This is a genomic window from Tenacibaculum sp. nBUS_03, assembly GCF_051201695.1.
In the GTDB taxonomy this organism is placed as follows: Bacteria; Bacteroidota; Bacteroidia; order Flavobacteriales; family Flavobacteriaceae; genus Polaribacter.
In genome coordinates, this window is record NZ_CP179214.1 from 2505283 (window position 1) to 2522041 (window position 16759).

General features: G+C 33.7%; 10 protein-coding genes. 9 read left to right on the plus strand and 1 reads right to left on the minus strand.

The window, feature by feature from the left end:
• Positions 1-67 precede the first annotated feature (67 nt).
• The 9 genes from mfd to ACMFBB_RS11735 all read left to right on the plus strand — a co-directional run bounded on the left by mfd (position 68) and on the right by ACMFBB_RS11735 (position 15930).
• Positions 68-3412, plus strand: a complete 3345-nt coding sequence (gene mfd / locus ACMFBB_RS11695; protein ID WP_435260959.1) for a transcription-repair coupling factor — start codon at positions 68-70, stop codon at positions 3410-3412.
• Positions 3413-3977: 565 nt separating this feature from the next.
• Complete coding sequence (locus ACMFBB_RS11700) at positions 3978-6800, plus strand: DEAD/DEAH box helicase family protein (protein ID WP_435260960.1); 2823 nt, start codon at positions 3978-3980, stop codon at positions 6798-6800.
• Positions 6800-8413 carry a restriction endonuclease subunit S gene (locus ACMFBB_RS11705; RefSeq protein ID WP_435260961.1) on the plus strand — a complete coding sequence of 538 codons (1614 nt, stop codon included), beginning with the start codon at positions 6800-6802 and terminating at the stop codon, positions 8411-8413. Before ACMFBB_RS11700 ends, ACMFBB_RS11705 begins: the two co-directional genes overlap by 1 nt.
• Positions 8414-8668: 255 nt before the next feature.
• A complete protein-coding gene (locus ACMFBB_RS11710; protein ID WP_435260962.1) occupies positions 8669-9952 on the plus strand; it encodes a DUF3883 domain-containing protein in 1284 nt (427 codons plus the stop codon).
• Between the two features lie 7 nt (positions 9953-9959).
• Positions 9960-11561, plus strand: a complete 1602-nt coding sequence (locus ACMFBB_RS11715) for an AAA family ATPase (protein ID WP_435260963.1) — start codon at positions 9960-9962, stop codon at positions 11559-11561.
• Positions 11554-12207: an HNH endonuclease gene (locus ACMFBB_RS11720; RefSeq protein ID WP_435260964.1), complete on the plus strand. Its 654-nt coding sequence runs from the start codon at positions 11554-11556 to the stop codon at positions 12205-12207. Before ACMFBB_RS11715 ends, ACMFBB_RS11720 begins: the two co-directional genes overlap by 8 nt.
• Positions 12208-12212: 5 nt before the next feature.
• Entirely contained in the window at positions 12213-13727 is a 1515-nt protein-coding gene (locus ACMFBB_RS11725; protein WP_435260965.1) for an N-6 DNA methylase, read from the plus strand.
• 13 nt (positions 13728-13740) lie between these two features.
• On the plus strand, positions 13741-14679 hold the full coding sequence (locus tag ACMFBB_RS11730) for a restriction endonuclease (protein ID WP_435260966.1): 939 nt from the start codon (positions 13741-13743) through the stop codon (positions 14677-14679).
• Between the two features lie 390 nt (positions 14680-15069).
• Positions 15070-15930, plus strand: coding sequence for a DMT family transporter (locus tag ACMFBB_RS11735; protein ID WP_435260967.1), 861 nt, complete (start codon positions 15070-15072; stop codon positions 15928-15930).
• 15 nt (positions 15931-15945) lie between these two features.
• Here the strand turns inward: ACMFBB_RS11735 and ACMFBB_RS11740 are convergent, their stop codons facing one another.
• Complete coding sequence (locus ACMFBB_RS11740; RefSeq protein WP_435260968.1) at positions 15946-16749, minus strand: zinc-dependent peptidase; 804 nt, start codon at positions 16747-16749, stop codon at positions 15946-15948.
• Positions 16750-16759: the final 10 nt, after the last annotated feature.

Sequence of the window (16759 nt, forward strand, 5' to 3'; positions counted from 1 at the left end):
GAAATCAAAATAATTTCAAAGAGGTTACAAAAAATAATAATCTTATTTTTGTGTAAAATTTTTTACGTTGAGTAAGCAAACTATTGTCAATCATTACCAACAATCTGGTAAAGTAAAACAGATTGTAAACCAGCTTCAACAAGAACAAAACCATTTTCAAATAACGAATTTGGTCGGTTCTTCGTTGTCTTTTACTATTTCAGAAACCTTTAAACAAGCTGATAAACCTTACTTGTTAATATTTAATGATAAGGAAGAAGCTGCTTATTATCTCAATGATTTAGAACAACTATTGGGAGAAAAAAATGTGTTGTTTTATCCTGGTTCTTACAGAAGACCCTATCAAATAGAAGAAACAGACAATGCTAATGTATTGCTACGGTCAGAGGTGTTGAATAGAATTAATTCACGTAAAAAACCAGCAATTATAGTTACGTATCCAACAGCATTATTTGAAAAGGTGGTTACTAAAAAAGAACTGGAAAAAAATACTTTAAAGTTAACCGTTGGTGAACAAGTATCTTTAGATTTTGTTAACGAAGTACTATTTGAATATAATTTTAATCGGGTAGATTTTGTTACTGAGCCTGGAGAGTTTTCAGTACGTGGAGGAATTATTGATGTGTTTTCTTTTTCTAATGATGAACCTTACCGTATTGAGTTTTTTGGTGATGAAGTTGATAGTATTCGGTCTTTTGATGTAGAAACTCAACTTTCTAAAGATAAGTTAGGTAAGGTTAGTATTATGCCTAATGTAGAAAACAAAGGCTTGCAAGAAAGTAGGGAGAGTTTTTTAAAATATATTTCTTCAAAAACAAGAATATTTGCTAGAAATATAGAGTTAATAGGTGCTCAATTAGATAAATTTTTTCAGAAAGCTGAAATTGCATTTAGTGAATTATCAAAAGAAATAAATCATTCTGAGCCTTCAGCTTTATTTAGTGATGGTACTGAAATTAAAAAGCAGTTAGAAAGTTTCACAATAGCGGAAATCTCATTTCGTTCGGAGTTAAAAAAAGAAAACCTCGTTAAAGACGTTCTTTTTCATATAAAGCCTCAGCCTTCGTTTAATAAACAATTCAATGTATTAATTGACAACTTAAACGAAAATCATAAGAAAGGATTTACTAATTATATTTTTTGTGCGAACGATAAACAAGCACAACGATTTAAAGATATTTTTGATGATTCTGAACAAGAAGTACATTATGAAACCATTGTATTTCCATTATATCAAGGATTTATAGATCAAGATGAAAAGATTGTTTGTTATACGGATCATCAAATTTTTGAACGTTATTATAAATTTCGATTAAAAAACGGGTACGCAAAAAAGCAATCAATTACTCTTCAAGAATTAACAAAACTAGAGGTTGGTGATTATGTAACACATATTGATCATGGAGTTGGAAAATTTGGAGGATTGCAGAAAATTGATGTAGAAGGTAAAAAGCAAGAAGCCATAAAGTTAATATATGGAGATCGTGATATTTTATATGTAAGTATTCATTCGTTGCATAAAATATCTAAATTCAATGGAAAAGATGGAAAAGCACCTAAAATATATAAATTAGGATCTGGTGCATGGAAAAAAGTTAAACAAAAAACGAAAAAACGAGTTAAAGAAATTGCCTTTAACTTAATTAAATTGTATGCTAAGAGAAAGTTAGAAAAAGGATTCGCATTTGGTCCTGATACTCATATGCAACACGAATTAGAAGCAAGTTTTTTATATGAAGATACACCAGATCAGTTTACATCAACCCAAGATGTAAAAGCTGATATGGAAAAAGAACAACCCATGGATCGATTGGTTTGTGGTGATGTTGGATTTGGAAAAACAGAAATAGCAATACGAGCAGCGTTTAAGGCGGTAGATAATGGAAAGCAAGTTGCAGTGTTAGTACCAACTACTATTTTAGCTTTTCAGCACTTTAAAACGTTTTCTAAGCGATTAAAAGACTTTCCTGTTACCATTGATTATTTAAATAGGTTTAGGACCGCAAAACAACGAAAAGGAGTTTTAGAAGGAATTGCAGAAGGAAGTGTAGATATTGTTATTGGAACGCATCAATTAACAAATAAGAGTATTAAATTTAAAGACTTAGGATTGTTGGTAATTGATGAAGAACAAAAATTTGGAGTTTCTGCTAAAGATAAATTGAAAACAATTAAAGAAAATGTTGATACTTTAACCTTAACAGCAACACCTATACCACGTACATTACAATTTAGTTTAATGGCTGCTCGTGACTTATCAGTAATTAAAACACCACCACCAAATCGCCATCCTATTGAAACAAATGTAATTCGCTTTACTGAAGAAACGATTCGTGATGCTATTTCTTATGAGGTTTCTAGAGGAGGTCAAGTATTTTTTATTCATAATCGTATTGAAAATATTAAAGAAGTAGCTGGTTTATTACAGCGTCTAGTACCTGATGCTAAAATTGGTATTGGTCATGGACAAATGGAAGGTAAAAAATTAGAAGAACTCATGTTAGGTTTTATGAATAACGAGTTTGATGTATTGGTTTCTACCACTATTATTGAAAGTGGATTAGATGTTCCAAACGCAAACACAATATTTATAAACAATGCGAATAATTTCGGACTCTCCGATTTACACCAAATGCGCGGACGTGTAGGACGTTCTAATAAAAAGGCTTTTTGTTATTTCATTACGCCGCCATACCACCACATGACAGACGATGCACGAAAGCGAATTCAGGCATTGGAGTTATTTTCTGATTTAGGTAGTGGATTAAATATTGCCATGAAAGATTTGGAAATCCGTGGTGCTGGGGATTTGTTAGGAGGTGAGCAAAGCGGATTTATTAATGACATTGGTTTTGATGCTTATCAAAAAATATTACATGAAGCTATAGAAGAACTAAAAGAAAATGAGTTCAAAGAGTTATATCCTACTGAGGAATCCGGCGAAAAGGAATATGTAAAAGAAGTACAAATTGATACCGACTTTGAAATTTTATTCCCAGACGATTATGTAAATTCCGTAAGTGAGCGCTTGGTATTATATAACAAACTTTCTGAAGTGACCAACGAAGATGAATTACAGGTTTTTGAGAGTGAAATCATCGACCGCTTTGGCGAGTACCCAACGCAAGTTGCTGATTTATTAGATAGCGTTCGTATAAAATGGTTGGCCAAGTCTTTAGGTTTAGAAAAAATAATTTTGAAACAAAAGCGAATGATTGGTTATTTTGTTTCCAATCAGCAAAGCGATTTTTACCAAACCGAGACCTTTACCAAAATGCTACAATACGTACAAAAGAACTCGAAAAGCTGCGTAATGAAAGAAAAAGAAACCAAAAACGGCCTACGTTTACTAATTACTTTCATAAAAATTGATACCGTCCATAAGGCCATGGAAACCTTACACAAAATATAATTAAACCAAAAAACCTTCCAATTATCGGAAGGTTTTTTTGGTTTTTGACCTATTACCCCTTTCAACGCACCACGTCCTTTCGACTGCTCCACCCACGTCATTTCGACTGAACTCCCCACGTCATTTCGACTGCAAGGAGAAATCTCATTATCATCTCCCACTGCCTTATATTTTCAGCTCCCACCCCAAACAAGCACCAAGGAGCAATCTCATTTTCGGCCACACCCCTGCATTTTCGATCACTCCCGCCCTGTCATTCCAACGCACCATGTCATTTCGAACGCTAGAGAGAAATCTCATTATCATCTCCCACTGCCCTATATTTTCAGTTCCCACCCCAAACAAGTACCAAGGAGCAATCTCATTTTCGTTACTCTCCTATTTTCGTATTACAAACAGTTTTCTCTATACTGGACACCTTGTTTTTGTAATTTTAGAATTTTGTTAGTTTCATCATTATTACCATTCTGCTTATACAGAATCATTTGAATATTAACCAAAAAACCTCTAATTTGTGCCTTGCTACACCGAAAAGGTAGTTCAGAAAACGAATAAGAAGAAAGAAATGGCACATTCCACTATAAACCAAACTCCCGAGCAGAAAGCACGGGATGTTATCGATGCAATGTTACACGAAGCTGGTTGGTTAGTACAATCCAAAGAAAACATCAATTTATCCGCTAGTATGGGTATTGCCTTACGAGAAACCAATACCGTTTCGGGTTCGGCAGACTACGTATTGTATATAAATAGAAACCCTGTAGGTGTAATAGAAGCCAAAAAAGAAGAAGAAGGGCACCGTTTAACCGCAGTAGAAGACCAATCCATGCGATATGCCAAGGAAGGTATTAAAATAGGTTCTTTTCTTTTGACTAATGAAAAACCATTCGTTTACGAAAGTACGGGTACTATTACCAGATTTAGAGATATTAGAGATCCAAAACCTAAGGGTAGACGTATCTTTAGCTTTCATAAACCAGAAACCCTTGCGTATTCCTTAAAACAAGGTAGCTCTTTACGCCAATGGTTACAAGAATTACCCGAATTACCACCCGATGGCTTGCGAAAGGCACAGGTAAAGGCCATACGTAATTTAGAAACCTCCTTTAAAAACAACAAGCAAAAAGCGCTCATACAAATGGCAACAGGTGCGGGTAAAACCTTTACCGCTGCTACCTTTAGCTATCGTTTATTAAAGTATGCCAAAGCCAAACGTATTTTATTTTTGGTCGATACTAAAAACTTAGGAGAACAGGCAGAGCAAGAGTTTTTAAGCTACCAACCTACGGACGACAACCGAAAGTTTACCGAATTATACAATGTACAACGGTTAAACTCTAATTACATAGCACCCAACAGTCATGTATGTATTTCTACCATACAACGATTGTACTCCATATTAAAAGGCGAAGAATTAGACGAAGCGGATGAAATTGCACCTACGGAAAGCAATACTTGGATGAAAAAACAACTCAAGAAAAAAGAAGCAGTTCCCGTAGCCTATACATCTAATGTACCCATAGAAAGCTTTGATTTTGTGATTATTGACGAGTGCCACCGTTCTATTTATAATCTCTGGAAGCAAGTGCTCGATTATTTTGATGCTTTTTTAATTGGTTTAACCGCCACACCCGATAACCGAACCTTTGGTTTTTTTGAAGAAAATGTGGTAAGTGATTATACCCTAGAAGAGTCGGTAATTGATGGGGTAAATGTAGATTACCAAGTATATATTATTGAAACCGATATTTCTAAGAAAGGAGGAGTGATACAATCGGGATGGTTTGTAGACAGACGCGATAAGCTAACTCGTAAAAAACGATGGCAACAGGAGGATGAAGACACCAATTACAAAAGAAACGATTTAGATAAAAAGGTAGTTAATCCAAGCCAAATTAGAAAAATTATTAAAGAATATAAAAAGGTATTACCAACCAAGTTATTCCCAAAACGTTTCGATAAAGAAGGGGTCTATGAAGTACCCAAAACCTTGGTATTTGCCAAAACCGATAGCCATGCCGATGATATTATCAAAATTATTCGTGATGAGTTTAATGAGGGGGACGATTTTTGTAAAAAACTTACGTATAAAAGTAAAGAAGATCCAAAATCCGTATTAAACCGTTTTAGAAACAGTTACGAACCACGAATTGCCGTAACCGTAGATATGGTGGCTACGGGTACTGATGTAAAAGCCTTAGAAGTACTGCTTTTTATGCGTGATGTAAAAAGTAAAAACTATTTTGAGCAAATGAAAGGGCGTGGTACACGCACCATTGATAGCGATAGCTTACAAATGGTTACCAAAGCAGCAAAAAGCAAAACTCACTTCATTATTGTAGATGCCGTGGGTGCTACCAAATCTAAAAAAACTACTAGTCGTTCTTTAGAAAGAAAACCAAGCATCGGTTTTAAAGCGCTTTTAGATGCCGTTAAAATGGGCGTAACCGAGGAAGATTTGTTTTTATCACTCGCCAACCGACTCTTACGTTTGGATAAACAAATTAGTACTGCGGAAAAGGAAAAAATTGTAAGTCTTACGGGTAAAACCATTCCGTTAATAGCTAAAGAGTTATTAGACGCTTATGACCTTGATATTTTAGACGACGCTACAGAAGGAATCATTACAAAAATTCCAAGGGAAGACCACACCCCTGCTCTATATACCCAAACCCGACAGCAAGTGCAGCAAGAGTTGTTAACCAAAGCGGCAAGTAATTTTACAGGAGAGTTTTGTACGTATATAGAAGAAGTGCGTAAGCAAAACGAACAAATTATTGACCATATTAACATTGATACGGTAACCAAGAGCGAATGGGACACTACCTCCATAAGCAATGCCAATGAGATAGTTAGTGACTTTAAAAGCTATGTAGAAACCCATAAAGACGAAATAACGGCCTTAAATATTTACTATAACCAACCCCATAACCGCAGAAACGTTACTTTTGCCATGCTAAAAGAAGTGTTGGACAAGCTAAAAGCAGATAAGCCTCTGCTAGCGCCACAGCACGTTTGGGATGCCTATGCACAGTTGGAAGAGGTAAAAGGAGAACAACCCTTAAAGGAGTTAACCATTTTGGTGTCCTTACTACGCAGAGTATGCGGAATAGACACCCAATTACAAGCCTATGACAAGGTGGTAGACGATAATTTTAAAACCTGGATGTTTCAACAAAATGCAGGGCAACATAACCGTTTTACGCCTGAGCAGGTAGACTGGTTACGCCTAATTAAAGAGCATATTAAAAACAGTTACCATATAGAAGCGGATGATTTAGATTATACCCCTTTTGATGCGCAAGGCGGGCGTGGTAAAATGCACCAACTTTTTGGCAACCAAATGAACGAAATTATGAACGAACTAAATAACATACTGGCTGCATAATGGCTTTAGGACTTACTCCGCAACAAATAATTGATAAGCAAACACATCCTTTATTAAATATAAATAAAAAATGGAGGCGTATTGAACTTCAGTATATTGCTAAAATTCAAAATGGATATGCTTTTTCTTCTAAACTTTTTAATCATACTGAAGGACTTCCTTTAATTAGAATTAGGGATATTTTTTCAGATAAAACTGAAAATTTATATAGCGGAGAGTATAAGGATGAATTCATTGTTAATCGTGGAGATATTCTCATAGGGATGGATGGCGATTTTAAAGTTTCTAAATGGCCAGGAAAAAAAGGACTTTTAAATCAGCGTGTTTGTAGGGTTTTGTTTAATACAAAAAATTATAACGAAAACTTTCTTTTTTTATGTTTACAACCGTATTTGGATGCAATTCACAGTGAAACATCAGCTGTAACTGTAAAACATTTATCTTCAAGAACAATACAAGCTATCCCATTACCATTACCTCCTCTAATTGAACAACAAGCCATTGTAAAAAAAATAGAAGGCTTATTGAGCAGTTTAGACCATAGTGTGGGAAGTTTAACCAAAGCCCAAGAACAATTAAAAATATACCGCCAAGCTGTGCTTAAAAAAGCGTTTGAAGGGGAGTTAACCAAAGAATGGAGGTCGAAACAAACAGATTTACCTACCGCTGATGAATTACTAGCACAAATACAAGAGGAACGAGAAAAACATTACGAAAAGCAAGTTGCCGATTGGAAAAAGGAGGTAAAGACTTGGGAAGAAAAAGGGAAAGAAGGTAAGAAGCCTGCCAAACCAAGACCTTTGACGATTCCTGACGAACCAAATAAAAATCATAATGAGAAAAAATGGGAAATTCCCAAAAATTGGATTTGGACTCAATTTGGCTTACTATGCTTTGTAACTAAGTTAGCAGGTTTTGAGTACACGGATTATGTTAAATATGATAAAAAAGGAGATTTATCTGTTTTAAAAGCAGAAAATGTTGGAACTAGTGGTTTTAGGAAAACTATTTTTTCAAAAGTAAAATCAGAAAGTGTTAAAATGCTAACTCGTTCACAAATTTTTGGAGGTGAGTTGTTAGTTGTATTTGTAGGAGCTGGAACAGGAAATGTTGCAATGATCCCTCACAATCAGCGTTATTTTTTAGGTCCAAATATAGGGATGGCAAGACCTTATTTTGATTTAAATTCTAAATATTTAGAACTTTTTTTTCAATCTGCATTGGGTAAAAGTTTAATGATGTCAGCTGTTAAAGCTGTCGCTCAACCTTCTCTATCAATGGCTACAATAAGGCAAGCACCAGTTGCTTTTCCACTTCTAGAAGAACAACACCAAATCGTAAAAGAAATAGAAAGCCGTTTATCGGTATGTGATAAATTGGAAGAAAGCATTACCACCAGTTTACAAAAAGCCAAGGCTTTACGGCAAAGCATTTTAAAAAAAGCCTTTAAGGGTACTTTGTTAACAGCCCAAGAAATAGCAGCCTGTAAAGCAGACCCCAACTATGAGCCTGCCAGCGTGTTGTTGGAAAAAATTAAGGCAGAAAAAGCAGTAAAAGAAGCTGCCAAAAAAACAACCCTAAAAAAGAAACCCAAAAAACAAGCAGCCAAGTAAGCATGCACTTTATTGAAGCGTCATTACGAATGAAATGGAGAGAAATAAGGTCATTTCTTTATCAATACAAAGATTACTTCGTACCTCGCAATGACGGTAATCAATGTCAGTTCGAGTGATTTTACGAAGAGGAACGGAGTAAAATAGTATCGAGAACTAATTATGAATTATAAAATAGTCCTCTGCTTTGCAAAATATAATTTAATACAAGCCATGGGATAAAATATAACCAACAATAAAAGAAAAAACCAAACGATGAAACTAGATACTACTACAAAAGAACATATTCTTAGTGCCGCCAAAGAAATTGATCATGTAGGAATTGATAAAAATTCTCTTAATAATAAATATTGGGTGGTTGTAGAAAAAAAAGAATATCCATTTAAGCACCTATTGAACAACGCATATAAATTAGCAAACAATACAAACGAGAATTTAAACTTTAAATCAACAGAACATTACCGCAACTATGTAAAAAGTATGGGCTTTGATATTAAGTTTTACCCTCAAAACATTAACTTCTTAAAAAAGCATGAAATAGAGCATTATAAGAAAGTTGCTGGTAAAAAATACAGAAAGGCAAATGATGAAGATGTTCGTTATAGTCAGCTAATTGCACCCAATGTAAAAAAGCTAAATTTCTTAGCTGAAAATACTGTAATTGAAAATTTTTATGCGAAACTAGACAATCACTGGCAATGGTCTGGCACTTTTAAAACCTATTTATGGATACGGATTTATAGAGAAGGTGATAGTGAAAAAGTATATTTTGTATTAGGTATTAACAGAGATGGAAATCTCTATTTAGATTTGAATTGCCAACGCTCAAATCATTCAGGCGGAAAAACAAAAGCGCTGTCTAAAGAAACTATAGATTCGTTTGATCGCTATTTAAAGGAAGCCGACTATTACGGCATGGAAATTAAGTTTGATGATATTGAAAATTATAGTTGGGAGGGTTTAATACAGCGTACACAAAATTATTTATACAAATATGCCTCGCTATACGACGAATTGGAGTTGTTAACTAAAACAGGCATCGTTCCAGAGCAAATCGCTACTTTAATAGAAAGCGATATACCAGAAAAAACCAAATCTTATGCAAAAGAAAAGGGAAGTTTCAAAGGAAAAAAAATCGATTGGAGCAAAAAACAATTAACATCAAGTAAATTAGGATTATTAGGTGAAGAACTTGTAATAGGCACGGAAAAACAAAAGTTAAAAAAACTTGGCTTTTATGAAGAAATGGAAAAAGTTGAAAAAAAATTAGATGGTGAAGGATATGATATTTTAAGCTTTGATAAACACAAAAACGAGCTATACATTGAGGTTAAAACAACCAAAGGCGGTAAAGATGAACCCTTTTACATTTCTGCTAATGAAAAGGCTTTTTGCGAAGCAAATAAATCTAATTATCGCATTTATCGTCTTTATAATTACAATTATCATCGAAAAACAGCAAATTATTACATCATTCAAGGAACAGACCTCTCAAAATTTGATTTAACCCCAATTAATTTTGAAGTTTCAAAAAAATAAAAATTCAATGGAAAGCGAAAGTGTGATACATAGCGGATTCAAATTGAAATCTCTTGTAATTAAAGGGCATCCAGTTTTAGGAAACAATACTTTTAATTTTTTAGATGAAAATGACATATCTGAGTCCATTTATTTCAGTGTGTTAATAGGTCCAAATGGTACAGGTAAAAGCCAGTTGTTTCGTTGTTTGATGGAATTATTTAGAGGTATATACCAGTTTCATAATAAAGGATTTAGACCTCCATTTTTTTTTAGACTAGAATTTTACAATAATAATACATTACATCGTTTTGGTAATTTAAGTGATAATTTATACCTAAAAATAGTAAATTTCGGAAAGTTGCCCAATGGCTATCCTTTAGCCCACCTATTGATGTGGGATAAATTAAAGAATACATATAGCCCCGTTGATGTAAATGCGTTTGAAGCATTGTTACCGTCTAATATCATTGCGATTTCTTTGATGTTAACAGATAGGTTTATTGTCCCCAGAAACGATAAGGAAAAGGAAAGTTTTCCGATTTACAAGTACTTAGGAGTTAGAAACAGGCCTCAACAGGCAAGTACGAGAGGCTACGTTCGAAGAACCGTTGCATTTATTGTGGAACAAATTAATTCGGATGTCTTTAAAGAAGGTATTGGTAATTTGTCTAAATTTTTGGGTTATGATGGAGGTATTTTAGTGCAATATAAAACCGCATATACACCTAAGTTTTTTAAAGGAGTTACTACGTCTAGTCTATTAGATTCTTTTTTTATGGAAATAGACCAACAATATAAGATTTCTGGTAAACAGCCTCCTTTTAAACTAAATCATTATAAATCAATTAAAAAACAATCAGGTCAGATTGAAAAAATTGTTGATTTTATGAATTATCTCTTTACTAACAAAAGGCTTTCAAAAGCAGTCAAAGGTTCTTCATCTCGCTACATTCAGTATCGTATTGATGATGACAAAGATCATTCTTTTTTAAAGGAAGAGTATGTTTTAATGGACGAACTACGAAAATTGGGTTTTGTAAGCACACCAGATATTAAATTGATAAAAGCGGAACAAGAATTAGGGGTACAGGAAACAAGTTCTGGAGAATTTCATTTCTTTTCTACCATGGTAGGCTTAATGGCCACAGTTAAAACGAACAGTTTAATATTTATTGACGAGCCTGAAATTAGTTTGCATCCAAATTGGCAAATGAGATATCTTGAGTTTATCCGACAATTATTTTCGGAAAAAAAATATAGTACCTGCCATATCATAATTGCGACACATTCACACTTTCTTATTTCTGATTTACAGGGAGATTCAGCTAAAATTATTGGTTTGAAAAAAGAGGGAAATCAAATACAAACAATGGATATAAATACAAATACTTACGGATGGTCGGCCGAAGATGTATTGTATAATATATTTGAGGTTAGCTCCACAAGAAATTTTTATGTAGCCGAAGAAATAGGAAATCTATTGAAGGAAATTTCAAAAAAAGATATGGATAAGGAACAAATTTCAAATGAAGTTGAGAAGTTAAGTTATATGAAGACAACCTTAAAAGATAATGATCCGTTAAAATCTCTTATTAAAAATATTGAAAAAGAGTTTACAAATGACTAGATTATTAATTGAAAGAGAAGCTTGGATAATAAATAGAAAGTATGTTTTATCACAAGAAGATCTTGATATATTGCAAGAATATCCTGTTAAGGTGGCTAAAGATTGGAGTAAAAAAGAGTATAAACCGATCCGAGACCGAATAAGAGCACATTATTTTAGTATTCAAAATAAAACTTGTAGTTACTGTCGACTCCCTATTAATGAAGGAACAGATAATGTAGAGATAGAGCATATAATTGATAAAAACAGAAGACTTGATTTTATTTTTGAGACACTTAACTTGGTTGTATCTTGTCATAAATGCAATTTTAGTAAAAGTAAGAAAGAAGTAATGAATGTTTGCCCTCCGGAGAATACTTACCCAATTGACGGCACAACGTTCAATATAATACATGGTCATTATGATAATTATTTTGACCATATTGAGTTTCTTGCAAATAGTTCTTATCATGCTTTAACAAATAAAGGTGCATTTACAATAGATAAATGTAAGTTAGACAGGGTTGGGCTGGCAGAACAAAGAGAAAGAATTTCTATGTACGAAAACGATTCAATAATTAGTGATGTATTAGAAATTAAGAATTCTGTTAACCCAAATGAAAAAATAGAAGCCCTTATTGAAAAACTAAAACAAATTAGACAATAAAAAAAATGACAGACGCAACAATCATATCAAAAATTTGGAACCTAGCAGGCGTATTACGTGATGATGGCGTAAGCTATGGCGACTATTTAGAACAAATTACCTACCTGCTATTTTTAAAAATGGCAGACGAATTAAACAAACCACCCTATAACAAAGGCTTACATTTTCCGAAGCTAAAAGATATAGAAGGTAAAGAAATCAAAGATGCTGAGGTTTGTAATTGGGAAAACCTTGCCGATAAACGTGGTGCCGAATTAGAATCCTTTTACAGTCAGCTACTGCGTACTTTGGCTAGTGAAAAAGGAATTTTGGGGCAAATATTTACCAAAAGTCAGAATAAAATCCAAGACCCTGCCAAGCTCTCTAGGGTTATCGACATGATAAACCGTGAAGATTGGAATTTAATGGGAGCTGATATTAAAGGGAAAATATACGAAGGCTTACTGCAAAAAAATGCGGAAGATACCAAAAGTGGTGCGGGGCAATACTTTACCCCAAGAGCTTTAATAAAAACCATGGTAGCTTGCGTACAACCCAAACCAGAAAAAACCATTGCAGACCCTTCTTGTGGTACAGGAGGTTTCTTTTTGGCAGCTTATGATTATATTGTGGAAAAACACGATTTAAACCGAGAGCAAAAAGCCTTCTTAAAGAACCAAACCTTTTATGGTAATGAAATAGTAGCTAATACCCGCCGTATGTGTTTAATGAACATGTATTTGCACAATATTGGTGAAATAGACGGCGAATCTACCATTAGTTCCAATGATTCTTTAATTAGCGATGATGGAAAACGTTTTGACTATATATTGGCAAATCCGCCATTTGGTAAAAAAAGTAGCATGACCATTACGAACGAAGAAGGAGAAACGAAAAAAGAGGACTTAAGCTATAACCGTCAGGATTTTTGGGAAACTACTTCGAACAAGCAGCTAAACTTTTTACAGCATATCAAAACCCAGTTAAAAGCCACAGGAGAAGCAGCAGTGGTATTACCCGATAATGTGTTGTTTGAAGGTGGTGCAGGGGAAGAAATAAGAAAACAGTTACTTAAAACTACCGAGTTACATACGGTTTTAAGACTGCCTACAGGTATTTTTTATGCGCAAGGAGTAAAAGCTAATGTATTATTCTTTAACAATAAACCTGGTAGCAAAGAACAGCAAACCAAACATATTTGGTTTTATGATTATCGTACCAACGTGCACCATACGCTAAAGAAAAAATCAATGACTGAGGCCGATTTGGCTGATTTTGTTACATGTTATCACCCTGAAAATATTTATAAACGTAAAGAAACATGGAGCGAAGAGAACCCAGAAGGACGTTGGCGAAAATATACCTATGAGGATATTGTTGACAGGGATAAAACAAGTTTAGATGTTTTTTGGATAAAAGATAAAAGCTTAACCGATTTAGATAATTTACCTGACCCTGATGTTTTGGCAGGGGAAATCATAGAAAATATAGAAGCTGGTTTGTCTGGTTTTAAAGAGATAATGGAAACTCTAAACGATTAGAAAAACACAAAAAATGCAAACGACACAATTAAAAGAAACCATACCCGATTTTCAAAGCATCATGCTACCCATGTTGCAACTATTAGAAAACGGACAAACCAAAAGCTTACAAGAAGTAGTGCAATTGCTTACCAAACACTTTCGATTAAGTCCCGAGCAACTCAAAATAAAAGTACCTAGCGGACAACAAGGATTGTTTCGAAACCGAGTAGGTTGGACACGGAGTTATTTAAAAAATGCAGGACTTATCGTCTACCCAAGTAGAGGTGTATATCAAATCACCGATTTTGGAAAGGAATTTTTAGCCAGCAATCCAACTGAATTAAATATAAAAGTTTTAAAAAAAATGCCCAAATACCAAGAATGGGCAGCAACGTTTAACCAAGAACCCAACGCTGTTACGGCAGCATTACATAAAGAAACTACAGAAACACCCGATGTTATTTTAAAAGCCACGGTCAGTGACTTACAAAAACAATTGGCCTCAGAACTCATCGATAAATTAAAGGAAAACACCTACGATTTTTTTGAGCGTTTTGTGGTGCAACTCCTCCAAAAAATGGGCTATGGAGAGTTCAGAGAAGACGCAGGCATGGTTACCGGGCAGTCGGGAGATAATGGCATAGATGGCATTATTTACCAAGACCGTTTAGGACTAGAAAGTGTGTACATCCAAGCCAAACGCTACAGCGATGTTAAGGTAGGCTCTCCAGAAATCAGAAACTTTATAGGTTCGCTTGCTTTGCAAGGCATAAGTAAAGGCGTATTTTTAACCACTTCGCGCTTTTCAGAAAACGCCATAAAAACCGCCGAAGACAGCAAACAACAGAAAATTGTGTTAATCGACGGAAAAAAGTTAGCAGACTTAGCCATAGAATTTAATCTAGGCGTTCAAGAAGACGAAACCATCGTACTCAAAAAGATAGACCTCGACTATTTTGAAGAAAATTAGCCTACTTGTTAATAAAAAAGCAATAGACCCAGTTTAATTAGATACATGCTATTGGACAAGACTAGGAGTTTATGTAGGATAGCTTAGGGATGCTAGTCTCTGGATTTTGGCTTTTTTAAACTTTTTCTATTAAAAATAGAAAAAAGTTCGTTTTATGTTTTTTTAGTATTAGATGCTTTAACTAACGATGGGCTGGGAGTAGCTTTATTTTCTACTTTTGATACTATGCGATACTTTTTTAGGGCTACCAATACAGATTTTCCAATTGTAGCTGATAATTTTATAGTAAATAGGGAGTAAAAGTTATTTATATCATACTTATTTAGATTGGTATTCCTGCTATTTTATATATTGCACTGAACTTATTTAATAAGCGAAAACAACGTACCGATGCAAAATAATCATATTAAAAATATTTTAGGATTACTATTAGCTACATTTTTTATAAGTACTTCAGGTGTTTTAGGAAGGTATATTGCGATGCCTTCAGAAGTAATTATATGGTTTCGCTCATCTTTCGCGATGGTGTTTTTATTTGTATTTTGTAAATATAAGAACATAGATTTTAGTATAAAATCACCCAAACATTATGGGCCATTTATTATTGGTGGCATTTTCATGGCTGCACATTGGGTTACTTATTTTTATGCTTTAAAATTATCCAATGTTGCCATAGGAATGTTGTCTTTATATACTTTTCCTGTAATGATTGCATTTTTAGAACCGTTGTTTTTTAAAATAAAATTTAATCCTATTTATTTTGTTTTAGGGATGTTAGTTTTGGCAGGGTTGTACATTTTATCACCAGATTTTAACCTCGAAAACTCAAATGCTCAAGGTGTGTTATTTGGATTATTATCTGCTTTGTGTTACTCCATAAGATTATTAATTTTAAAACAGTATGTACTTCAATACAATGGGGTTATGCTCATGTTTTATCAAACATTAATAATAACTTTATGTTTATTTCCTGTATTGTTTTTTATGGATGTTTCTGGTTTTGAAACTCAATGGCCTTATTTGGTGTTATTAGCATTATTAACAACAGCTATTGGTCACAGTTTAATGGTACACTCATTACAGTTTTTTTCAGCATCAACAGCAAGTATTATTAGTAGTGTTCAACCTATTTTTGGAATTATACTAGCCTTTTTCTTATTAAAAGAAACACCAAGTATACACACTTTTATTGGAGGAGGGTTGATATTGGCAACGGTGATTATAGAGAGCATAAGGAGTAATACCAAATAAATTTTAAAATAGCTATTAACCTGGATTATAATTTAGCATTACTTTAATTTTTCGGTATAATTCGGGAAATGCTTTTTCTAAGTCTTTTGGTGTCTCAAAAAAGTGTTCCATAACCACAGCTATAAATTCTAGGCGATTGGTTAAGGCATACGGGCGGAAATAATTAGAGTTTTTAATTTGTTTAATACGCTCTTTTTTATCCATAAACATCGTTATTTCAAGAAAAACACTATAAAAAAGCCGTGCTCCATTATCGTTTGATTTTTTTCCGTGAAAAGTTAATGCATGAGTAAATTCATGAATACCAAGGTTTATATTGTCATTAGTAATTCGGTTTCCTGCTAAAAAATCCTCCCAAGAAAAGGCTATTATTTTTAAGGCAGGATTAAATTCTCCTTTGTGATATTGTTTGGTAATAACTGAATAAAAACTTTTAGGATACACAATAATTTTATCGAAAATAGAGGTCAAATATCTTCGCATTCCAAAAGTTAGTTTAAGATAGGAGCAAGCTATTAGTACCTTTACCTCTGGTGTGATGGAAAAACCATCTCTTGATATAAATTTGTACCTGCGAATAAAAAGAGTTAATCGATGTTCAAAATAAATTTTATGACGAGGGGTGAGTTTTTTGTAAAATGAACTATTGTTTTGTAAAATTTTTTTTTCTCTTTTAGGTAATTTCTTTTTTACTAGATACAAATGAACAAATATTGGTTTTTGAAATATTTTTACACAGATAAATTCAATGATGTTAATAAATGCGGTAAGAAAACCGAAAGAAAAAAAAGTAAGTTTGAGTAGAAAATACGGTTTCATAGAATAAAAA

Excerpts from the sequence above, each read along its gene's own strand:
- ACMFBB_RS11725 (WP_435260965.1), top strand. The coding sequence starts at position 12,213 with ATGACAGACGCAACAATCATATCAAAAATTTGGAACCTAGCAGGCGTA.
- ACMFBB_RS11735 (WP_435260967.1), top strand. The coding sequence starts at position 15,070 with ATGCAAAATAATCATATTAAAAATATTTTAGGATTACTATTAGCTACA.
- ACMFBB_RS11730 (WP_435260966.1), top strand. The coding sequence starts at position 13,741 with ATGCAAACGACACAATTAAAAGAAACCATACCCGATTTTCAAAGCATC.
- ACMFBB_RS11715 (WP_435260963.1), top strand. The coding sequence starts at position 9,960 with ATGGAAAGCGAAAGTGTGATACATAGCGGATTCAAATTGAAATCTCTT.
- ACMFBB_RS11720 (WP_435260964.1), top strand. The coding sequence starts at position 11,554 with ATGACTAGATTATTAATTGAAAGAGAAGCTTGGATAATAAATAGAAAG.
- ACMFBB_RS11700 (WP_435260960.1), top strand. The coding sequence starts at position 3,978 with ATGGCACATTCCACTATAAACCAAACTCCCGAGCAGAAAGCACGGGAT.
- ACMFBB_RS11705 (WP_435260961.1), top strand. The coding sequence starts at position 6,800 with ATGGCTTTAGGACTTACTCCGCAACAAATAATTGATAAGCAAACACAT.
- ACMFBB_RS11740 (WP_435260968.1), bottom strand. The coding sequence starts at position 16,749 with ATGAAACCGTATTTTCTACTCAAACTTACTTTTTTTTCTTTCGGTTTT.
- ACMFBB_RS11710 (WP_435260962.1), top strand. The coding sequence starts at position 8,669 with ATGAAACTAGATACTACTACAAAAGAACATATTCTTAGTGCCGCCAAA.